We start from the raw sequence: 23191 nt of genomic DNA, 5'->3' as shown, positions 1-23191 counted from the left end.
ACGTTCTATTGATATCGCTCTCGTAAACGGGTTCGCAACACGACCGCAACAATATTTAAAATTAAAACAACCAGTAGCAATAAGCTACAAGCAGCAAACATCATTGCAGCGCCTTTGGTATCAGGCTGACTGTTAAACGCACCGTCATAGATTAACACGCCTAGGTGCATAAACTGACGGTCAAGATGAAAATAGGGAAAGGTGCCATCAATGGGTAAATCTGGCGCAAACCGCACCGCCCCAACTAACATAAGCGGGGCAACTTCTCCGGCAGCACGTGCGATCGCCAGAATTAATCCTGTCATCATGCTCGGACTGGCAATGGGCAGTACGGTGCGCCATACAGTTTCGAACTTAGTTGCACCTAATGCATAGCTTCCCATGCGCAAACTGTTTGGCACCCTGCTCAGCCCTTCTTCAGTCGCCACTATAACCACAGGCAAAGTCAGCAGTGCCATTGTTGCCGCGGCCCAAAACAGCCCCGGCGCCCCCATGGTAGGATTGGGCAAAGTGTCAGCAAAAAACAGACTATCTATCTGACCGCCAAGGGTATAAACCATGAACCCTAGGCCAAAAACACCATAGACAATAGAAGGCACAGCGGCCATATTGCTGACGCAAATTCTAAGCATTGCCGTAAACGGATTTTTTGGGGCATATTCATGTAAATACACGGCAGCAAGCACACCAAACGGCGCTACGATAATCGTCATCAGGAACACCATAACCACGGTACCAAATAGCGCTGGGAACACACCACCTGCAGTATTCGCTTGCTTAGGAGAATCTGTCAGGAAATACCACAGAGAAATAGCAGCCGCTTTTGCCTTATCGGGTAAAGACATAGTTGATGGATAAGTAATGCGCGCAATATCAGCCAGCTGAATGCTAAAAGTCTCACCATCGTAAAAACGTACGGTTAACGTGTAGGCTTGTTGCTTCTTCTCTAGTAGTCGTAACTCTTCTTGTAAAGCGGCGTAGGCTTTTTCAAGCTGTAGTCTACCTGGCGCTTCTGCCTCGACCTCTCGCCGGTTATAAATGGCAATATTCTCATGCAAACGGGCCAGCTCTACGCGCCGAATGTACGCTATTCGCCTATCAATGATGTCTTCTGACCGTGTCTGAACAGATAACTCAGAGAGGGGTAACTGCGCATTATTCACATCGCTTACCGCGGCAGGTACAGCCAGAATAGTCCGCCCGTCGACAAGTTCGATCTGTGCAGCTTGTTCCACTTCCTCGGAAAACAAAAACTGAGACGCATCCAGTATTGATTGTGTTTGATAGGGCCGGCTACTGGTTGATACGCTCAGCCGAACTGTACTGTTGTCTGCAGCGCCCTTATGCCACTGTGCGTAGGCTTGTTTGACTTCCCCGTCTGGCTCATTGTACTGCACAAGATAGATGGGATCTGGCCAGATAAAGGCGCTACCTCTCCAGGTCATATAACCCACCAGAGCGACCAAGGCCAGCAATAAAGTCGCGGTGGCAAATGCGCAGGCATTGATGACTAAAGACTGTCGCTGCTGTGGTGATATCGGCCTAATCATATTTCACTTTCTCGCGCATGCCATACCGCAGCCACTCTGCAACCGTGTTAACAATAAAGGTAAAAATAAACAACGTTAATGCCGTGAAAAACAACACTGAATACAAGGCCCCGCCTGTGTCTGCTTCTGGCAATTCAATAGCAATGTTCGCGGTTAACGCTCTGAGGCTTTCAAAGAGGTCCCAACTGGGAATAGGCGTATTGCCTGTTACCATTAGCACTATCATCGTTTCTCCAAACGCACGCCCAAACCCCAACATAACAGCTGCAATGAGCCCTGGCATAGCCACGCGCAACACAATGTTCCTGAGCGTCTGTAAACGCGTCGCGCCCAGAGCAAAAGATGCATTTTTTAATCCGCTTGGCACAGATTCTATAGCGTCTTCAGCGAGCGTGTATATCGTTGAGCTAATGGCCAGCCCAAGTGCAATAGCAACGATAAGTGTTGTCTTTGATGAACCAGAAAAAATCTCGATGGGCATAACGCTATCAGCGACATACAGGCTTAATCCCGCCCACACTAGTGTGCAAAGAGTTATCGCAGCAATATCAGCCCCAAAGCGCAAACGGGTTGGCATTTTCACAGCAATGCGATGCTGAAATAGCGCGACAACAAAAAGTAGCAAAGGCAGAGTCACGATAAACAACAGTAGCGACGTTAACAGTTTGTCTGCGACCGGTGCTAACGCGACTGCAGCAATGAATCCAATCACTACCGAAGGCACAGCTTCGAGCATTTCAATGGCTGGCTTTATACTTTTGCGCCACCTTCGCGTTGTGAAAAAACCTGTGTAAATGGCCGCACCAATACTCACAGGTATGGCCACAACCAAAGCGGCTAGTGCGGCTTTCAAACTCCCCATGAGAAGCGGAATGAGTGCATATTTGGCCTCATTAAAATCTCGGCCACTGGACGTTTGATAGACATGCTCAGGTCCGAGATAGCCCTCGTACCATTGGGGTACAAAGAGCGACGTTGGTGTATTTACCCCGGCTAAATTGTTAATAGTCCATACATCAACTTTACCGGGATAGACCAAATACAGGCGATTACCATACCAACTCCAGCTGATGGGAATATCAACCAGTTGAATGATGTCAAGCAACTCACCAGACACCCGGTTGAACAGTATCAATCGTCCCATGTCGGTTAAAACAAAGCCCGCATTCGTGTTAGCGTGAGCTTGAACCGTTAATGGCTGCTCATTGTCTTCTAAAAATAAGCTGTAGGTTTTTACATACTCAAAGCGGCCGCTTTTATTTACCACTACCCATCGCTCTACTTTTCCGCTGCGATCTGAGACATACAAACTACGGCTGTTTTCTATCCTGCCTATCCAATTAATGGGATAGTCATGTTGATAGGTTTGGCGGCTTTCTCTGCCTCTCTCTGTCAGCGCTATTTTTCGACCTTGAAATGTTACAACCTTTTGCTGTCCCGGTAACAAGACTACAGCGTCGCTTGCAGGGTATTCGTCTTTGTGAATGTCAGTGAGCCGACGTGTATCAACCCAAAAAATAAGGTGCTGACTTGCCGTCGTTACACGAATAGCAATATGCGGTAAGGAAATCGCATAGTCTGTCTCCAGGCGCTGCTGCCAGTCGGTCTCAGGCAACGCAAATGCATAGGTAGCGTTGTCGCCGTCTATCCCCTGAATTCTCACCTGCCCATTGGCTGAAATATCAAACAGCCAACGTTGGTCCCTCTCTTCTCTAATGGACAGTGAATGCGTACAGGGTTTCAGAATCCTATCTACCACCTTATTCTGCTCAGAAACCTGTGCAGTTTCTATCCCGCACGGGGACGCTTGCTGGACCAACAAACCATCTTCTAGAATATCACCAACACTTAAGACAATGCGGTCCGGAAAATCAAAGGTTTGGGCTTTTTCAAAACTGGGTGAAATAAAGAGGGGCGCAGTCTGTGAAACAAGGTGCCACACAATCACCAGTAACAACACTAAAATACCACCGCCAAATAGGGTCACCAAACGCCGGATTCGGGTGTCTTTACGCATTCTTTGGTCGTATTGCTGCGAGAGCGCTGTCATTTATTGAATGGCTGCATTTAAATCCTGTTGAGCAGTGTAAGTTGTGATATTTTAAGGTCAAGCAATTTACAACTTGAAATGGAGTGAGAATGAAACCTATCGTCATTACCATGGTTGGAAAAGACAAAGCAGGCTTGGTGGATTCACTGGCAAAACATATTTATGCTCAGGGTGGGAACTGGCTGGCGAGTAATTTTGCACTGATGGCTGGCCAGTTTGCTGGCTTTGTCGAAGTTCACATACCTCAAGAGAAACATGACACGTTAATTAAGAGTCTGGATGCGCTTGAAGGTATAAGTGTGCAGTCTGTAGTAGCCGGTGATTTGGAAAATCAGGCGCCCTCTGATTCTTTGGTTATCAATGTGATGGGCAATGATAAGCCAGGGATTGTTCAGGAAATCACAGCCATTCTGCATCAGTTCAATCTGAGTATTGTGAGCATGGACTCCTGCTGCGAAAGTGCGCCTAATTGGGGCAGTCTGATGTTTAAGGCCAATATTGTCATTGATGTACCCGTAGGTTTTGACAAAGATACCATTGCAGAAGCGCTTGAAAGTGTGGCGAATGACCTGGTCGTTGACATTTCGACGTATTCTTAACGAAGGTTTGGGTGCCTGTCACTGTGCTGTCACTGAGACATGGCATATTGAGTAAATTTTTGTAAGCGATGTTTGGCTAAATGGATTCACAACAACTTTATTACCCTAAAGAACTCAGCTGGCTCTCCTTCAATGAACGCGTACTTCAGGAAGCGGCAGATAAAAACAACCCAGCTGTCGAGAGACTTAGGTTCTTAGGCATCTATTCGAACAATTTGGACGAATTTTTTCGGGTACGCGCCGCAGATGTTAAGCGCCAGATTACCATTGCACAAAATGACGATAATCTTGAGTTGGCGGAACAAAACATCCAGCTAATGGAACAAATTCAGGACAAGGTAGAGGTTTTAGCTAAAAAATTTGATGCCATACACCGTGAGGTAGTCAGGGAATTAGAGCGCTACAACATCTTCATTTGCAGGGTAAAAGATCTCACAGCCTATCAGCGTGAATGGTGCAGTGACTTTTTTGAAAGTAAAGTACTGCGGCATATTGCCCCCATTATTGTCGATAAAAAAACCGACTTAGCCAGCCGCTTAAACGGCAGCGCTGTGCATATGTACGTGGCCTTAAGGCGAGAAGAAAAATCAACGAAATACGCGGTTTTAGAGGTGCCGACCTCTGAAATGTCGCGATTTGTACTTATCCCTCCAGAAAAAAGTCGCAAGAAAAAGAACCTCATCCTGCTCGATGAAATTATTGAATTGTGCCTTGAAAAAATATTTCGTGGCTTCCTGAAATTCGATGCCATAGAAGCGTACTCCTTTAAAGTTACACGTGACTCTGAGTACTCAATCAACGATGAAATTGATGAAAGCTATGTAGAAAAAATGTCTGAGAGCATGAAGCAACGCCTAATTGCAGAGCCCGTGCGTGTTATTCACGATGAGGACATGCCCGCAGATATGGTGAAAGAACTCAGAAAGCGTTTAGATATTGATAAACTCGATACGGTCAATTCAGCGGGGCACTATCGTAACTTCAAAGACTTCATTGGTTTTCCCAATGTTGGAAGAAGTTATCTGGAACATTCGCCATTACCGGCAATCAGTACGTCAGCATTCTCAGCGTTCGATACCGCGTTCGACGCTATCACCAAAAAAGATATCTTACTGTATTATCCGTATCACCGCTTTTTGCACTTTACTGAGTTTTTGCGTCAAGCTGCCTTTGACCCTGCAGTAAAGGCTATACGCATTAACATCTATCGGGTGGCCTCTAACTCGCGGATCATCAACTCGTTAATCGATGCGGTTAACAACGGCAAAAAAGTCACTGTAGTCGTAGAGCTACGAGCGCGCTTTGATGAAGAGGCCAACATTGAGTGGTCTAAACATATGACTGAAGCGGGTATCCGGGTGGTTCTTGGCGTACCCACGCTTAAAATCCACAGTAAACTGTGTATTGTCAGTCGTGAAGAAAAAGGTGAGATAGTGCAATATGCGCACCTTGGCACCGGTAACTTTAACGAGAAAACCGCCAAAATCTATACCGATTTTAGTTTGTTTACACGCAATCAGGAAATTGCCAACGAAGCAGTCAGCGTGTTTGATCTGATCCAGTATCCATATCGCAGATACAAGTTTCAGCATTTACAAATTTCGCCTTTTAATGCTCGCACTAAAATCCAGTCTCTGATTCGTCAGGAAATTCAATACCTGAAAGAAGGTCACCCAGCGCGTATCACGTTCAAAATCAATAACCTCGTTGACAAGGAACTCATTGACGATTTATATCGGGCCAGCCAAGCGGGCGTCAAAATTCGCGCGATTGTCAGAGGCATGTGTTCTCTGATCCCAGGAATACCTGGCCTCAGCGAAAATATCAGTATCATATCTATTGTTGACCGCTTTTTAGAGCACCCCCGCGTGATGATATTTGAGGGGGGTGGCGACAGAAAGGTACTCATTTCTTCCGCCGATTGGATGACGCGAAACATGGATAACCGCATAGAAGTTGGATGTCCAGTGTATGATAGAGAGCTGCAGCAGCGGATCGTTGACATTATAGACATTCAGTTTCAAGACACCACCAAAGCCCGAGTAATAGACGCCGAGCAGAGTAATAAATATGTAAAGCGCGGGAATCGCAAGAAACTTCGCTCACAATATGAAATATACGATTATTTAAAACGTTTGGAAGAGTAAAATTTGACGCCAGATCCCTCCACAACACTCGCAACAGCAAATACACGAGAGGCAATGAAAGTTGCTGCACTCGATTTAGGCTCGAACAGCTTCCATTTAGTGGTTGCCCGCATTGTGGCAGATTCTGTTCAACTTCTGCATCGAGTGAAACAAAAAGTCAGATTAGCTGACGGTCTGGACGGCAATGAAAATCTGACTGATGAGGCAATGCAGCGTGGTCTTGCAACACTTGAAGTTATCGCAGAGAGCCTGAAAGGATTCGAGCCAGATTCTGTGCGTATTGTTGCTACACATACATTACGACGAGCCAAAAATGCCAACCGTTTTATAAAAGCGGCAAAGGCCATTTTGCCCTATCCCATTGAAATTATTTCTGGCGTAGAAGAGGCCCGGCTTATCTATTCCGGTGTGGCGCATACCCACCATGCCACGGGACAACAACTGGTGGTTGATATCGGTGGAGGCTCCACGGAATTTATCATTGGTTCAGGTTTTACTCCGTTACTTTGCCGTAGCCTACAAATGGGCTGCGTGAGCTATAACAAACGCTTCTTTCCCCAGGGCGAGATTAAAGCAAAGTACTTTGACAAAGCCATAACCACCGCCCGTCAGGAACTGGAAATTATAGAGGACAAATATACCCAGTTAGGCTGGAAATCGGTGGTTGGCACATCAGGCACAATAAAAACACTGTTTGAGCTTTGTCGTACCGAAGACAGTTCGAACGAGCAGCAAATAACACTAAAACAATTAAAAAAGTTAAAAGAAAAATGCATTGCTGCAGGCCATGTAAACAGCCTGCCGTTTGAGCAAATCAGTGAAGACAGGCGCCCTGTTTTTTGTGCAGGTTTAGCGGTGTTAATCGCCATTTTTAAGGCTCTGCGAATAGAACAGATGCAGTTTTCTCCTGCCGCATTAAGAGAAGGTGTGCTCTATGACATGGAAGAAGCCCTTGCAGAAAGTGATATCAGAGAGCGGACTGCAGGCAGCCTAGTAACCCGTTACGACATTGATACACACCAGGCACAGCTTGTTTTGACCACGTGTATGGCACTCATTTCCGCAGTAGCCAAGCCCTGGGCAATTAATAATAAACGCCTGAAAAATATGCTGGGATGGGCAGCCATGCTGCATGAAATTGGTCTGCAAATTAACTCCCGAGGCGTACAGCGGCACTCCGCTTACGTACTGCAAAATATAGACATGCCTGGATTTAACCAGGAACAACAGGATTTACTAGCCACCTTGGTCAGATTCCACAGAAAGCGCATCCGCCTGACTGAGTTACCAGAGTTCGAACAGTATGACCGTCAGGACGTAATTAAGTTATTGTGCCTATTGCGGTTATCGGTTTTATTGAATATCAAACGCCAAGATAACTTTGTCCCGGAGATCAGCATTACCGCAGAACACAATACGCTAACCCTGAATTTCCCTAAAGGATGGCTAAATACCAAACCTATTATCAATGCTGACTTAGAATGTGAAATTGCTTATTTAGCTGAGTGTGATATTGAACTAGTCATCGTTGGGTGAGATACACCGGAGGTACATGCCACATTATTATGTTGGATAAACAGCGGCAAAAGCAATAGCCACTGCAAAGTTGCATTGTCTTTTTTATAGCACTAGTCTTCTGAATAATTCAAAAATATATGTCAATCGCATCGGAGCTTAATTGAATACAAAGGTGAACAAACTAGCCAAGGTAGGTTCATTGGCTTCCTTGTGTGTATGGATAATTCTGTTAATCGTTTGGATTGTCGCCACTCAGAGTTCTGGAGATAAGGCTACAGCCCTTGGCTTTATCTTTCTCCTACTATTCTTATTTTTATCAATACCCTTATGGTTATTGAGTGCACTAGGCACTTTTGTAATTAAAACAAGAAAACCGTGGCTTTTATGGGCATTACTTTTAAATACCTCTGGGCATTTACTGTTAGCCAACTATTCAGGGTTCTTTGACTCTGTTTATAAAAGTGTTACGCGTCAATTTGTAATACTAGAAAATCCACCATTGCATAACCTGCGAATGTCATTGGCCAAAGGCCCCATAGAAAACGATTTTGAGATACGTAAAGCGCTTAATGACGGTGCAGATCCAAATGCGTTTTATATTGAAAATAGTAATTTACCGTTAATTCACGTTGCAGCAATGAAGGCGGATTTATTGTCACTCAGAGCACTGATTGATCATGGCGCTGAAGTAAATCGCGAGGCGGGCACTACTGTCGGCCGATTTATTCACGCTAATCCTATTGATCTAACCTTGTTTTCTAGTATTGGCGAACCGCTTGCGAGTACCCAGTTATTAATTGAAGCTGGGGCCGAACTTCACAACTCACAAATACTCAATGGGGCTTGTTATCGAGGCGATATCAAACTATTTCAAGAATTTAAGCCACTTGTGCTTTCGACCGCATTTGATGACAAAGGTTATGGCTGTTTACATATGGCGTTGGAAAAGCGTCACTTTGAATTTATTCGAAAGCTGTTGACCCTTGAAGCAAATACCCTATGGCTACAAGAACAAATCAATTTTCACAGAAACAATGGTTCGACACCGCTTGACTTAGCAGTCGTCAATAAGAATTATGAAATAGCGTACTTGATATATTTAGCTGGCGGAAGAGCAAATCGCGAATGGACATACAGTCGAATCAAAGAAGCACAAGGCAAAACAGCCCAAGAGCAGGAGTCTTTATATGCGCTTAAATCCTTAATACATAGAGCTGAATTTTCTGACTAAACGTAACTTTCCTCAGTCTGTGAAATAGTGCTAAATGTTGTGAAACGCGCCAATAATATAATAGCCTAAAAAAAATTTGCCAATGAGGGAAACAGTAGGGCGAAACTCAACACGTTACTATCAGCACTCAGGTTTTACAGATATATTCAGTCTCATTTATTGCTGAAACAGCTTTATTGTAAGCAGACAAAATATACACTTCTTGAGATATCAATTCCTTAACCATCAATCGAAGAGCTTTTTGAGACTGCAACGTTGGTTTACCATCATTGGTCTGATAGAAAAATAGTTTGTCTATGATACGTGGAAACACTTGCTTGAGACTTTCTTCTTGTAATTTGTAGACTCGTGAGATTGTTGCAGCCAAACTGAAATCCAAATGGGACAAATTTCCTGTTTCGACTGCTAAAGACCATGCAGTATTATCTAATGTCACCATATAAAGAGGACGGTCAATGTACTGCATTGTGTCTGACTCGCCAACATTTTCTAATTCTTGAATAGCGCTTTCTAAATACGAAAGTATCTTTCTATGTCTAGGCAAATAATCCGATTCTACAAGGGTCAAATTAGAAACGAGTTCCTTTTTGACATTGCACATCATCACTTGAGTTCTATTCTCGATTTTATGTTGCTCTTCCCACTCGTTAAGCCAGAACGCAAGCAAAATACTGGCGCAAATTAATAACGACTCTATCAACCAGTCGGTCCACTTTTCTTTTGTTGTTTTATTAATTAATCTCATTTTGGTCAACGACTCTGTTGTTTCTTAGTTGATAATATCTAGGCTAATCCTTATCTGTCAAAATTACCGGGGGCAGGTCAGTCTGACCCCATTGCTATTTACCAAGTACAAACAGCACACCATCACGCATTCTTTCAACTGGCGACATCTCGAAGCAAACGTGACCCAGTGCGGCTAGTATCCACAGTAACATTATTTTGTTGATAGATACGTAACCGGCCTCCGCCAATAGGCTGTGCTTTTGTCATTTTATTAATATTGATGAGGTGGGAACGGTGCACCCTAATAAACTCTGATGGGAGCAACTTTTCAAATTCATTTAAACGTTTTCTGGTGAGATAGGTCTTTTCTGGCGTGACTATTTCAGAATAGTCTCCAGCCCCGCTAATGCAAATAATTGAGTCAATAGGAACAGCAAGAATCTCTTCACCTTCTTTGACCAATAGCTTCGATATATTCTGATGTGGATCTTTCTTTTGAGATTGGCTGGACAACCAGTTTTGCCAAGAAATAGTGACGCTTAACAACAAAAGATAAATCACCAGCCCTTGAAAAAACTGCCAAATAAAGGCGACAGTAGAAAATGGTTCCACTGAGAATGCCCCCATAAAATTTCCGTTTTTCCATCCGAAGATTACGGTAATGGAAAAATACCAAAGCATCGAAAATAAAAAGGAAAGCAAAATGTGCAATGGAACTTGTTTCCAAAAATGAACATGATTTATTAAGCGCTTTAAAATCGCTATCGCTCCGATACTCCAAAAAAGTAATGTTGCAGTGTTAATGAATGCACCAATAAACGCAGAAATAAACGATAAGTTGTTAGACAGCATGAACAACAATGTGTACGCAAAGAGGAAGAATGCACTAACGGAAACGCCAATTTGTACTGATAGCTGTTTGAGGTATGTCATTTTTAGTTAGTATCGTTATCTCTTTTACTTGAAGATTAAAGGCAAGCACGTTCGTGCGCAATCTGTAATATTGAATTGTCGTATATTTGGTTCGTTGACCTAAACAAGGTATATCGACAGTTGTTCATTAAAGTAAATCAATGTCATTTCACGGAAATTTTTCATTTATTCATCACTTGTATTCATACTAATGGATATGAGAACAGTTCGAAAACTAAGAAATCACAAGCGAGTATCCAAATGCAGACAATGAATTTCTTTATATGTTTATTGGCCTTCATAGCCACATTATTTTTTCTGCCAAATACCGTTTGCGCAAAAACCAGTCTCATACGAAATGTCACTGCTATTTCAATGCAGGAGCCCAATCAGCTGAATAACGTGGACATCTATATAGAAGATGGAGTCATTATCTCGATTCAGCCGACAACGACTAGCCAACAATACCAGGCCACTACCACATATGATGCGACAGGTATGTATGCCATTCCCGGCTTATGGGACTCACATGTTCATCTGATGGCGTTTGACGCAAGCCAAAAAGAAAATATAGAAAATACTCAGTTTACAGATATTGAAGCGCAAGCTATTGCGAACCTAGAACAAATGTTGTCAGCAGGCATTACGTCAGTCGTTGATATGGGAATGGATGCGAGTTTAATTCCTACAGCGAAAAAACTTCGAAAAAGACCGGACCTTCCTCATTTGACCTTTTCGGGCCCTTTAATCACCGGACCTAAGAGCCCTTGGTCAAAGCCAATAGAAACACATCTAGCAAACGCAGACGATGCAAAGACTATTGTTGAATCACTTCATCTTCAAGGTGTAGATTTCTTAAAAGTATATGATGGAATATCGGAAAGCTTATTGTTTGAAGTGGCTCGTCATGCAAAACGCCTAAATTTGAACATTGCAGGACATATTCCTTTTAAAGTTACGACAAAGAACGCGATAAAAAATGGAATTCGTTCTATCCAACACACGTATTTGCAGTTAGTAAAAGACTGTACCGACTTGGGGAACGAAGCCTCTCTTGCTCCTCTTTCAGCCTGGATGAAAGATGGATACGGAGGAAGGTGGCAAGTGTCATCTGAAATATATCGAGGTAGAGATAAAACCAAATGCACAAACCTCTATCGTGAATTGTCGTCAAATGACGTCTATTTAGTCGCTACACCTCAGCTTGACTTACCTCTTTATATGGTTGCCGAAGAGTGGGCCTTGGAGACCATGAGTGCAAAACTCAAGCAGGGTTGCAGTGTAACGCTTATGCAGCAATCAAAGGTCAATCAATCGATAATAGCATCGCGAACAGCAGACCTAGTTGAACATTATCGTGAACTCATTGATGCTGGAATGAAGTTAGTTGCCGGCAGTGACGCTCCGAATGATTGCATGGGGTTTGGCCGATCTCTTGTATCCACGTTAGAACTATTTGTAAGCTTGGGGCTTTCGCCTTTTGAGGCTTTACAAACAGCAACACTTAACGCTGCCGATATGGCGGGCGCGGCAGACCAAGGCAGTATATCTGTTGGAAAAAAAGCAGATATTGTATTGTTAAGCAATAATCCGATGGCAGATATTCGTGCATTACGCGACGTTCATGCAGTTATGCTGAATGGTGCTTGGAAATTATAAACGGCTAGACAGCTAACCAAATAATCTGAGGCAAACCTATGTTATTAAGAAACGCTACCCCGATTGTTTTTTACCTTTGTTTTGTCTTCATGCCGGTTTCAATGGCAGATGAATTGACAAATGCGCTACAAGAGTTCCAACATACTATTGTGATCAATGAACAAGGAGAGTTTGGAGGGAAAGGCGTAAATTTTCTATTGAACAAAGCGTCTGCGGCGCAGTTCTTCATGATCGGGGAAACGCACGGTATTGCAGAAAACCCATTACTTATGGCTCAACTATTCGAGTCTTTAGTACAGCAAGGTTATCAACACCTTGCTATTGAAGTATCTCCACCAATGGCAACCCACCTAAATCAAGTATTAGAAAGGGGTGGATTAGAAGCGTTAAAAGCATCTTATAGATATGGGTACGAGCCTGCTTTTTTTGGTATGGCTGAAGAGGCTGAATTAATATTTAGAGCACAAAAGGCTTCTCTGAATTCGCGGGCGCTATGGGGGCTTGATTATGAAGTCGCGGGTGATCGCCTACTGCTAGACAAACTCAGCCAATATAGTATGCCCAATGCTGCACAGAAAAATTTTGAGGTAATCGTCAAGGCTTCTGACAATGCTTGGGAAAAATACCTAAACACAAGAGGACCTCAGTATATCTATTCATTTTCGGGTGCACCTTCACAAGTGAAGGCTTTGATGGATAGCTGGCCCGACCGCACCCCTGATACGGACGTAATATTGAATACTCTGTATGAAACACTCGCTATCAATCGTCTTTGGGTTAGTGGAAGGGGTTATGAATCAAACGTGCGAAGAGCGCACTTGCTCAAGAATAACTTTTTACACTATTGGCGTGATAAGCCAACTGCAAAAGTTATGATTAAGTTAGGTGCATCTCATTTGATGCGCGGAGTGAGCTCAAATAACACCTTCGATGTAGGGAGCTTGGTTCCATCATTGGCAATGGTAAATAACAACCAGTCATTTAGTATACTGGTTCTTCCTGGCATCGATAGTAAAGTAGCGATTCTGGACCCCTCCGCTTGGGAATATAAAGCCGTATCGGCAAAAGACGGATATAGCGAAATGGCTGAAAGCTTCTATAAGCACCTCAATATAGAGGGCTTTACAGTTTTTGACTTGGCATCGTTGAGACAGACGCTTTTTAAGCCTCAATATGCTGACAAAGAGAATATGAGGAAGCTAGCTTTGCAGTTTGATGCGCTCTTAATCATGACAGGGTCTAGTCCCAGTAACCCACTTAATGTGACTGACTAGAGAAACAAACGCTAGTTACTTGCGGTTTACGAGTTTTGAAAAAATTGTGCAGAACAATTCGATTAGTGCAATCAATATGTATCTGTGTATGATTCTTCAATATGAAGTTTTCTGTATTGAGAAGGAGTACATCCAGTTATCTTTTTAAATGCTCTACAAAAATAGGAAGTATTTTCAAAGCCTAAATCGTACGCAATAGTCTCAATAAGTGTGTTAGTGTGTGTCAGTCGTATCTTGGCTTCAGTAAAGATTCGAGAAGTAACTAATTCACTAGCATTACACCCTAGATTTCTCTTACACAGATAATTCAAATGTCCGGGCGTAACTGCCAGCATATCTGCATAACTAGCCACTTTGTGATGAGTAGAATAGTACTTTTCCAATAATTGCCTGAATTTGCCAATTCTCTTATCTACGTAATTGACTTGTGTCTTACCCCAACTTTGAATATAAAATCGCTCCAAGCGCAGTAACAAATAATATGCACTCGCTAGAAGAATTTTTTGACTATCCGGCTGCAACCTATTCAGTTCCTTTTGCATGTCACCCAATAGACCAAGAATTAATTCCGCATCATTCTCATTTAGCAGGAGTTCGCCCGGCCCTACCTTGGTATGGAAATATTGTAAACGATGCAGTAAGAGGGGGTCATTAAAAGCGTTCAAAAAAAATTTGGCAGAAAAGAAAAAACAAATTGCCTGTAGGTCTTTTGCGTACCACCGCCTAATTTGACCAGGTGTAGTAAACAACAGTTGATTGGGACGCACTTGATATCTGGTCGAATCAAGCCAGAAACACCCGCTGCCGCCAGTAATAAGAGTAATGTCATAAAAGTTTAAAATATGTGGCAGTGAACTTTTGATAAAAGACGACATTGAATCAGTCGTTGCAACGTCTACCAATACTTCTCTTGAGTATTTATTGGTTCTAAAATCGAATGTCAGTAGATTTGGTCCAAACATGTACTTCTTGTCAATTTCTTCCTTTCTTTGAATCATCGAAAAGTATCATAATTTGCACAAATATTCCCTAGCCAGAAGATTTGATTTTCAATAGCCTAGCAGAAAGCCCTGCCAAGCTATCAATTAAATGACGCGAGACAATATGTTCAGGTATTTACAAGCTTTAATTTTACTTATGCTCTGTTTGATGCAGCAATATATTTATGCAGAGGAACTATTTGATAGTAGTGAATGGACTTTTTCAGAGTTGGGTGCAGAAGTCCTTGAAAGTGAAAATCAATCTTGGGTTAAGATGACTTCAGGACAAATATCTTCAGTTTTTGACCAGTTTTTAAATGGAACAATTGAGTTCGAGTTCAAACATGAGGGCAAACGTGCTTTTGCTTTTGTTTATTTTCGACAAGGCAATGGCAAATCAGAAACCGTCTACTTTCGGACACATAAGTCTAATGCTCCAGACGCTGTGCAATATTCACCGGAATTCCAAGATAGAAGCGCTTGGCAAATATACCATGGCGATAAGGGAACCACTGCGCAAAGTCTTCCCGAAAATACTTGGATAAAAGTAAAACTGCGAATAATAAATAATCGCCTTGACATGTGGATAAATGATCAAAAAGAACCAGCATTTGAAGGACTTTTACTCACCGGAGACAGACAACCAGGCAAGATTTCACTACGTGGATTAATTCCAAATGGCAGCACAGCCAGCTACAGTGCCATCTTCAAAAACATAAAAGTCATTCATAAAAAAATTTCTAATGAACAAATTGACGAGAAGATTAATCAACATAATTCGCGCCTAGAAAAAGTCAATCTTTCGCAAATTTCTGCATCGACCAAGGAGCCAATGATTCAAATACCCGATGCTATAAGAAACGGAAAGTGGACACAGGTAACAGCTCAAGATGATGGTATTTTTGAGTTTTTACGGCACCGAGCAATACCACAAGGTTTACGCAGTTACAGTGTCGTTGCACAGGTATTCTTAGATTCAGCAAAGCCGCAGACTTGCGTCCTTCATCTAGGTTACAGCGATGCAATAAGCGTGCTCTTAAACGAGCAGATAATTGCACACTCTGACGCTAGTTTTCGATACGCGAACAATCGTCAGCAAGGTGTTCTTCACGATAGGCAACTTACCATTTTCTTACCTATAAAAAAAGGTTCCAACACGCTGCAGATGGTCGTCTCGGACAGTTTTGGAGGTTGGGGATTAAAACCGACGTTAGAAGATTGTGATGCTGAAGTTCGATTGTTGTAGCAAAATATCAATTTTTGCTCGATTCAACAAAGGGTTTATGAAGGTAACAAGATGAGTTTATCATTTACAAATAAGTCGTGCTTTTGCCTTACATTTTTAATAAGTCTTACAACTAGTGTAAGTTGCACAAGCATCGAAAAGTCTGTCGATGTAGTGAATTCTGATTGTATAGGAGAGACTAAAAGGTTTGAAAATGCAAAAATCTGGCATAACAAAGAATTTAATGTTGGTAGCTTTGATGTCAACAATGGCGTCTTCATAAAAACAGATGTATGTGGACAACCTAATGAAATTGTAAATCTTGATGGCGCTTGGGTAACACCTCCGTTTGGAGATGCTCATAGCCATCAACTTGAAAGCGTGTTTATGTTTCCAAGGTTCAACCAAGAGTTGATTGCAACAGGTATTCTCTACGTTTTTAACCCCAACGCTGATCCACGCTTAATGTCAAAGATACTCTCACTCGCGAGCGAGCCTGGTACCGTTGATGTCAGAACTACATATGGCGGAATTACTTCGAAATATGGTCACCCTCAGGGCGGATTGTCGCTAGAGGTAGCAAAATTCTTATATCCAAATCAAACACGCGACCAAATGGATGGATATGTTTTTCATTCGGTTGACTCTATGCAGCAAATATCTTCGACAATAGATAGGCTACATGACCAAGGAGCAAAGTGGGTCAAGGTTTATTTACACAAATCAGAGGAATATGACCAACGCAAACGTTTAGTATCAACTCAGGCAGTAGAAGATGGTTTAAGATATTCTAAAGGTGAATACATGTTTGGACTTAATCCTAAATTATTTAAACCACTGGTTGAGGAGGCACACCGACGCCACATGAAGGTAATTGCACATGTTTCAACAGCAGAAGATCTTCGGATTGCGATAAGGGGGAATGTGGACGCTTTAGGTCATTTGCCGGGTGCGTATGCCGTCGATAGGAAAGACCTCGATAGTAAAAGACTTAGAAGAACAGATATCGAGTTATTAGTTAGTAAAAAGGGATTAAGTATTACACCCACTTTTGCTGCCAGGCCAGAATATACAAATGGTGAATTGCGAGATGAACTGATTAACATGCAAAGAGCCCTCGTACAAAAACTATACAGAGCAGGTGTTGATATTAATTTAGGTGTAGACAATTACTCTAAGAATTCATCCTCTGAGTATCAATACTGGTATGAAAATAATTTTCTTAATTCACGAGAGCTTCTGGCAGTTTGGATTAATAGCGGACAGTTTATTTTCAGCGATAGGAAAATTGGCGCAATAAAAACTGGATTCGAAGCGAGTTTTTTAGTATTCGAAGAAAACCCCGCTGAAAAGTTAAATGCTATAAATCACCTAAGGTCTACATATATCAAGGGGAGAGAAGCATTTAATGCTGAAAATTGATTGGAAGAGAACCATTCAAGTCATCACCTCGCTATTTTCAAGAGTTAGCATTGTATGAAAGATAATTTTCGTTGACGAATTTTAATTTACGCAAGCTATGCGTTGTCATATACGTCAGATTCTAACAGCTGTTTTACAATCCGAAAAAACGCCATTCGCATACAGGCAGTGTGTCACCTGGTAAATTCAAAGAAGCGTATTTTTTGGCACAACAGACTGTCTAGTAAAGTATGGGAAGTCCAAAACGCTCAAGTCGTTCCGTTCGCTGTCGCTCACTGGGACACAAACATGGCGCGCCTTCGGCTATTATCCCCCCATGTTTGTGCCCCTTAGTTCAAGCTTTGGTCCGTTTAGCCAACTGTTAGGGCAATAGTTTTGACGATCCGCTTCTCAAGACTCGTTGCAGACCCTTAGTTACCTTATAACCAACTTCCGGTTCACATACTGGCTGTGTGAAAACTATCGTTCACCTTTTGGTCTAAGTATGCGTTTTATTTCTTGCAAATCCAATTGGTTACGTTTATCCACCGTGTTCAATAGTCACCCATTTCAGTAATGTGTTGCTACTTTTCGATCGTTAGGTGTAATCAAAATTATGTCATAGTTTTTGATTACTTGAGTTTCTGCCTTATTGGCGACTAACTCACCTAGTTCAATTTTCTTTCTGAGTGGACGCAAGTCAATCATTGACCATTGGTTTGTTGTTCCCATCTTTATAAAGCTATGGTATTTAGAATGTTGTTTATTCAAATACATATCTTTGCCCTCCACAAACCTGTTTAAAAAACGAACATGAAGCGTTCTGCCCTTCATTTGACTAGCTTTTTCTGCTAAGTGATGACCGATATCATGAAAATTTAATGGACTACGATCGCGTCCAGAGTGATAGCTACCCATTTTCACAATCACTTTCGGCTCATTTTCTTGCTCTCTTCTGTATCTATCAAATTCCTTGTCAAACTGTTGTTTAAAGTTGTTTATTCGAATTTGATTGCTTTCTTTACTACTTCCGCTTTCGAAAAGACAGTAAATATTGAGGCTGCTCGATATTGCATCTACAATGGACGAAGAACTTCTGTCTTTGACTTTAAATATTTCTATAAACGCTAGAAACTCACCAGATTGCAGAATCTCGCAAGACAATGCATACGAACTGAATAGTTGAGCTCGCAAATTCTTCCAAAATAGCGACCTCTTTAATCTTCTATATATTTCTCTTTCACGTTCACTAATTTTTTCTCTGTATTGCTCATAAAGATCGTCAATGATGAAAGGCAATGCAAATACAAATTCTTGATCAAGGCCCCAAAGTTTAAATTTTCGCTTATGAACTTCTTCCAAAATCTTAAGGTCTGCTTGGCCTCCAAAAAAAGGAATTGGATATATGCCAAACATTTTATTTGAATATTCATCGTAAAAATGTGTCACGGCAGTTAAAGAGTTTGACGATAATTCATGTAATTTCTGAGCTGAATAGGGCCCCGTCTCAACAGCGAAGTGTTGATAACCGTATTTAGACGCCTCTGCAAGTAAAGCTACCGTAAAAACGCTTATTTGTTGACGATTGTGAAGTTCACCAAGAACAACAAATTGACTGTTTTCAACTTCTTTGAGAAATCTGCCTGCCCCCTCAAAAACTCCTTGATTTATTGAAAAAAAAGAAGTCAGCTCTTCTAAAATTTCTATGTCAATAGACTCGGTATTTGTTCTAGCCTCCACCATTGAGTTATTGAGAATTGCTGTAAAGTAAAAAAATAGTAGAGTAATAGAAAATCTGCGCATATCTGTCTACCTTAGGAAATAGAGAAAATGGGAAAAAACTGTACTTTCGACAACAAAGTTACCCACAATGATGTCGACAACCAATTTGGTGAATATAGGCATTTTGCAATGGAAATAAAATTAAATATTCAGGTACAAAATGGCACTTTTAGGATAAATAGCGAGGTCTGATTTTCCCGCGCAAAACACGAGAAAACTTTTATTTTTTTCAAATGGGCCATGAAAATAACACCTTTCTTTTTTGTTTAAAATCGTCATGTCGGCTTCATTGCTTAGTGACCAATTCATTGAACTGCATGATATTTATTCCACTTTGGCGTTTCAGGTATGTGTCTAACCAGGGTTTGTGGGCTGAACCAACAATGATAAGTACACGATCAACTCGTTTAAGTGCCATAATCTCTCTAATATTAGCGGTCATACGTAAATTTCTAGCCTCCCAAAGTGCGACCCTACTTTGGCCTAGTCTCCCCGCTTCTTGAGCAAAGCTGCTCCATTGGCCATCGACATCAACCGACCAAAATTGCGGCGAATTTAAGAATAAGTACCAATCAAGCACGGCTCCACTCTCTTTGGCTTTTTGACCCTGAACCTCTCTCAAGTTTGCAATCATGGGCGACTGCATGAATTGGTCCATGGTACCATTCTCAACAATTTGGTTAATTATGTTGCCCCTGTTCATTGCAGCCTTTTCGATTTGGTCATCAAAAGGATATAGTCGGGGGTGTTCCAGTTTTCTGGCAAGCTCTGCACCAATCCACTGTGTCTCGTTGCGGGATTTTGCAATCGCGTTGAGGTAGCGCGCAAGACCTTCAAGGTCTGCCTTTAATTGATTACGTGTAGCTTGGTCTAGTTGAAGCCATTGCATGGCCGCAGACTCAAAGTCATACGACGCAGCGAGAGATAAAACCATGTTACTTCTCCAGATTAAGTCATGTTTAGACTTCTTCATGAGTGAAGTAACATTTGCGTCAGCTTGTATAGAAGACATTGATAAATGCGTTTGTACAGCTTGGGCAATCTTAAAGCCTTCACCCACAACTCTATCCAGGATGCTTTCAAAGTAATCAGACTGACGAGAGTATATCTCGACCTGCCACACAGTAGGTTTTTCTATCAAAATTATTTCAGGTTCCCATTCCAAAAGCGTTTGGTTGATAGGGTTTAGCCAATCCTTTTCAATTTCTGGCCATCCAGAAAGGTGATTGGTTCCTAAAACTAGCACGTCAGTAGCAGTATCAACATGTTGTGAAACTTGCTCATAGGCCTCGGAATAGACTTCCTGAATAATCGATGACGATGGTGAATCAGTCTTATGTATTGAACAATTTTGGAGGCTCATGACAATAACCAAGGTTGTTGTTACGCGCGTGATATTTAGCATAAGAATCATAGACCTATAAATATGATCATCCTTCAATGGTTAGGAGACCGGTATACCATAAAAAACCTAAAGTTATATGTTAGAAATTAGGGAAGAATTACTTCAACCCAATCACCTTATATAGAACCCAACCGATATTACTTGTTAATTTCTTTTGCCCAAGTGACTAGAGTTTTACTCGTTGCATCATCCCATTCTCCAGGCTTTCCCTGGTAAGAATCTAGGGCACTTTCATGAATAGCGAACCAATGATCAAGACCAGAAACTTTAAGGATTTCTATATCTTTATTTCCATTTTCGGTCAGTGCTTGTTCTATCATATCAATATCATACTCAGACATTATCCAATCGTTACTTCCCCACCTAACTCTCGTAGGCATGGTTAACTTTGACCATTCACCTGCAAAGTTGAAATCTTGCATTTGATGATAAAACGCCATTGGCCTTCCATACATGTGATGGCTTGAGTGATAGTTATAATTTCCCAATAGTGGATTTTCATCAATCATGTCTTGATAGCTTTTTTTCTCAATCAACATGCCATAGTAAAGTGGAATATAAGCTTCAATTAGTCGCCTGTTTACTTCGGTTTGGTCGTGTCCGTTCATAGCTTGAATTCGGCGCTCAATTTCTAACATATGCTCAAACCAACTGCGATAAAAAGGACCATCTGAAATCACGCCATTCAATCCGTATTTGTTCGCTAAATAAGGTGCTAGAGCAGCTCCCATACTGTTGCCGTAAATAATCACTTTTTCAGGATCTATACGCTTATCTGTTAACAGTAATTGCAGAGCCACTTCGTACCCATTCAATTCCGTAACGAAATCCGTATCTGAGCATCGCCCCTCACTGTCTCCAACGCCTGGTTTTTCGATTCTCATCATTAACATTCCAGACTGCTGGGCTAAATCGCGTAATCCACGAATAAACTTTGAGGTTCTTCCAGGTAAATATTCCATACTTGAGCAACTTAAGCCTCCAACAACAAAAATGGCAGACAGATTACTTGCTACATCATTTGGGAGCGTTGTAATCAGACGTTGCTTAATTCCGAAGTCGCTCGTGATAAAACCGTATTCAACATTTAAATCTTCATACGATTCTTTGGGCTCTGGTTTAAATACCACCGTGGTAGAGTCAACTTTATTGTTTCTTTTGTACGTAATTAGGTATTTAGTTTCAGCTCTTAAGCTATTAGTCAAATCCCACCAGTGATTTCCGTCGCGCACAACTTCGTTATTAATCCCAATGATGATATCACCGACCTTCAAACCAGAAACACCAAGAGGAGACTCTGGTGTGATTTCTGTTATCTCACGTCCAAGGGGTTGAGCTGATTGAAAGCTTGCATGCCATCTTGCACGTCTTTCGGAATCGTCAGCCATCAGTTCAATAGTAAAACAAAAATACAAACACACACCTAAAATTACAAATGTAATCTTCATCACACTTCCTTACTCATTGTTTTTTGCAAATATTAAGTTCCAATTAGAGTGAATTGGCTGAATTTATGCGAATGACGGTAATTTCAATGTCGACAATCGTTTTGATATGATGGTGGCTCGTTACACACTCGTTTGTATACTCATGCTTTATTTTTTTAAGTCAAAAATTTTGAATCACGCAGCATTTTGGCTTAGTTATTACGTATTATTCAGCCTCATTTGGGCCACACCTGAGCAAGGATATTTTGCTTCATTTTACTTAGAATTTATTCTAATGCCGGTTCGTATCTTTGCCGTGTACTGTATGCTCTATTGGCTAATTCCTAATTTTCTGGCTCAGCGACAATACAAAATTTTTGTTTTGAATTATGCAGTTGTCATTGCAATGTCAGGTTTGTTGCAAATGTTCTTTAGCTACTTTTTCTATAACCAACTAATGCCAGAATTAAGTGCTCAAACTATGCTTTCTTTAAGTGGATGGTTTCGCAGTTGTATGTTGATTAATACCACTGTGATTCTTTTAGGGTCCTTAAAAATTTTGCAAATGAATATGCAACTGCAAGAAGAGCTAGCTCGAATTAAGAACAAGAGTGCGTCAACATCAGAGTATATAGAAGTAAAATCCAACAGAAAAATGTATCGTCTGAAAATCAACGATATTCTTTTCCTACAGGGCATGGGCAATTACGTTACCTATCATTTAGAAGGTAGACAAAAGCACATTGTTTATATGTCACTTAAACAAGCTCTCGATTCACTGCCAAAAACATTTATTCGGGTCCATCGTTCGTATGTCGTCAATAAACGAAAAATTGATTCTTATAATCAAGACGAGATATTTATTGGGGAGCAAACTATTCCAAGAGGTAAAGATACTTCAGATGAAGATTTGCGGATTGTCGATTAGTCAACACAACTCACTCGCCGTTTTTCGTCCGACTAATTTTCAGAATTATCGTTTTTTTGCTAACTGCTAAAAAACTAATGGCAGGTTTCAACAAACCCACCAGCGCTATTGATTCCAGATATAGCAAGTACGCCAAGGGCCAGATGGTCGGCAAAGTAATGGGATCAATACGTGCTTCTAAGGCGGCTAGTTAGGGGCATAAACCTATTGTGACCGCCCCCTGAAAAACACATTTTACGGTCAGTTATTGCAATACCATGGCTCAGGAACCTTTGAAATATACCGCAAAATTACCCAAACTGTTTTTTGATTCACAAGAATAGAAGAAGTAGATAGGTCGGGTTCAATGTCTTAGGTGAGTCTTTGATATTGATATT

17 protein-coding genes are annotated in these 23191 nt (G+C 41.5%); 9 read left to right on the top strand and 8 right to left on the bottom strand.

Annotation, left to right across the window (positions count from 1 at the left end; genetic code table 11):
* Window positions 1–5: 5 nt before the first annotated feature.
* Together pstA and DRW07_RS01610 are read right to left on the bottom strand one after the other, a co-directional pair.
* Window positions 6–1550 carry a phosphate ABC transporter permease PstA gene (gene pstA / locus DRW07_RS01615; protein ID WP_124026137.1) on the bottom strand — a complete coding sequence of 515 codons (1545 nt, stop codon included), beginning with the start codon at window positions 1548–1550 and terminating at the stop codon, window positions 6–8.
* A complete protein-coding gene (locus DRW07_RS01610) occupies window positions 1543–3600 on the bottom strand; it encodes an ABC transporter permease subunit (protein WP_124026136.1) in 2058 nt (685 codons plus the stop codon). The genes pstA and DRW07_RS01610 overlap by 8 nt, the downstream gene beginning before the upstream one ends.
* 89 nt (window positions 3601–3689) lie before the next feature.
* On the opposite strand from DRW07_RS01610, the gene DRW07_RS01605 reads away from it, so the two are divergent.
* The 4 genes from DRW07_RS01605 to DRW07_RS01590 all read left to right on the top strand — a co-directional run bounded on the left by DRW07_RS01605 (window position 3690) and on the right by DRW07_RS01590 (window position 9095).
* Window positions 3690–4199 carry a glycine cleavage system transcriptional repressor gene (locus DRW07_RS01605; RefSeq protein ID WP_124026135.1) on the top strand — a complete coding sequence of 170 codons (510 nt, stop codon included), beginning with the start codon at window positions 3690–3692 and terminating at the stop codon, window positions 4197–4199.
* Window positions 4200–4279: 80 nt separating this feature from the next.
* On the top strand, window positions 4280–6346 hold the full coding sequence (ppk1, locus tag DRW07_RS01600; protein WP_124026134.1) for a polyphosphate kinase 1: 2067 nt from the start codon (window positions 4280–4282) through the stop codon (window positions 6344–6346).
* A gap of 54 nt (window positions 6347–6400) precedes the next feature.
* Entirely contained in the window at window positions 6401–7882 is a 1482-nt protein-coding gene (gene ppx, locus DRW07_RS01595) for an exopolyphosphatase (RefSeq protein WP_124026818.1), read from the top strand.
* A 496-nt stretch (window positions 7883–8378) separates the two neighbouring features.
* Window positions 8379–9095, top strand: coding sequence for an ankyrin repeat domain-containing protein (locus DRW07_RS01590; RefSeq protein ID WP_124026133.1), 717 nt, complete (start codon window positions 8379–8381; stop codon window positions 9093–9095).
* A 127-nt stretch (window positions 9096–9222) separates the two neighbouring features.
* On the opposite strand, the gene DRW07_RS01585 is transcribed toward DRW07_RS01590, so the two are convergent.
* Both DRW07_RS01585 and DRW07_RS01580 read right to left on the bottom strand, forming a co-directional pair.
* The gene (locus tag DRW07_RS01585; protein ID WP_124026132.1) at window positions 9223–9840 is read right to left on the bottom strand and encodes a hypothetical protein; all 618 of its coding nucleotides are present in this window, start codon (window positions 9838–9840) and stop codon (window positions 9223–9225) included.
* A 134-nt stretch (window positions 9841–9974) separates the two neighbouring features.
* Window positions 9975–10754, bottom strand: a complete 780-nt coding sequence (locus DRW07_RS01580) for a LytR/AlgR family response regulator transcription factor (RefSeq protein WP_124026131.1) — start codon at window positions 10752–10754, stop codon at window positions 9975–9977.
* Window positions 10755–11108: 354 nt separating this feature from the next.
* Between DRW07_RS01580 and DRW07_RS01575 the strand changes: the two genes are divergently transcribed.
* Both DRW07_RS01575 and DRW07_RS01570 read left to right on the top strand, forming a co-directional pair.
* Complete coding sequence (locus tag DRW07_RS01575; RefSeq protein WP_165870359.1) at window positions 11109–12392, top strand: amidohydrolase family protein; 1284 nt, start codon at window positions 11109–11111, stop codon at window positions 12390–12392.
* A 38-nt stretch (window positions 12393–12430) separates the two neighbouring features.
* Window positions 12431–13666, top strand: a complete 1236-nt coding sequence (locus DRW07_RS01570; protein WP_124026129.1) for a TraB/GumN family protein — start codon at window positions 12431–12433, stop codon at window positions 13664–13666.
* A gap of 71 nt (window positions 13667–13737) precedes the next feature.
* Here the strand turns inward: DRW07_RS01570 and DRW07_RS01565 are convergent, their stop codons facing one another.
* Entirely contained in the window at window positions 13738–14664 is a 927-nt protein-coding gene (locus DRW07_RS01565; RefSeq protein WP_124026128.1) for an AraC family transcriptional regulator, read from the bottom strand.
* Window positions 14665–14755: 91 nt separating this feature from the next.
* Here DRW07_RS01565 and DRW07_RS01560 point away from each other — a divergent pair, with 91 nt between their 5' ends.
* Both DRW07_RS01560 and DRW07_RS01555 read left to right on the top strand, forming a co-directional pair.
* On the top strand, window positions 14756–15892 hold the full coding sequence (locus DRW07_RS01560; protein ID WP_124026127.1) for a 3-keto-alpha-glucoside-1,2-lyase-like domain-containing protein: 1137 nt from the start codon (window positions 14756–14758) through the stop codon (window positions 15890–15892).
* A gap of 51 nt (window positions 15893–15943) precedes the next feature.
* Window positions 15944–17293, top strand: a complete 1350-nt coding sequence (locus tag DRW07_RS01555; RefSeq protein ID WP_124026126.1) for an amidohydrolase family protein — start codon at window positions 15944–15946, stop codon at window positions 17291–17293.
* Between the two features lie 549 nt (window positions 17294–17842).
* Here the strand turns inward: DRW07_RS01555 and DRW07_RS01550 are convergent.
* The 3 genes from DRW07_RS01550 to DRW07_RS01540 all read right to left on the bottom strand — a co-directional run bounded on the left by DRW07_RS01550 (window position 17843) and on the right by DRW07_RS01540 (window position 21907).
* Window positions 17843–19075: a hypothetical protein gene (locus DRW07_RS01550; RefSeq protein WP_124026125.1), complete on the bottom strand. Its 1233-nt coding sequence runs from the start codon at window positions 19073–19075 to the stop codon at window positions 17843–17845.
* A 265-nt stretch (window positions 19076–19340) separates the two neighbouring features.
* Entirely contained in the window at window positions 19341–20417 is a 1077-nt protein-coding gene (locus DRW07_RS01545) for a DUF5694 domain-containing protein (protein ID WP_124026124.1), read from the bottom strand.
* A gap of 179 nt (window positions 20418–20596) precedes the next feature.
* On the bottom strand, window positions 20597–21907 hold the full coding sequence (locus DRW07_RS01540; protein ID WP_124026123.1) for an alpha/beta fold hydrolase: 1311 nt from the start codon (window positions 21905–21907) through the stop codon (window positions 20597–20599).
* Between the two features lie 106 nt (window positions 21908–22013).
* Between DRW07_RS01540 and DRW07_RS01535 the strand changes: the two genes are divergently transcribed.
* Complete coding sequence (locus tag DRW07_RS01535) at window positions 22014–22814, top strand: LytR/AlgR family response regulator transcription factor (RefSeq protein ID WP_124026122.1); 801 nt, start codon at window positions 22014–22016, stop codon at window positions 22812–22814.
* Window positions 22815–23191: the final 377 nt, after the last annotated feature.

The sequence above is a fragment of the Paralteromonas sediminis genome (assembly GCF_003820355.1).
Taxonomy (GTDB): domain Bacteria; phylum Pseudomonadota; class Gammaproteobacteria; order Enterobacterales; family Alteromonadaceae; genus Alteromonas_F; species Alteromonas_F sediminis.
This window is presented reverse-complemented; position numbering and strand designations above follow the sequence as displayed.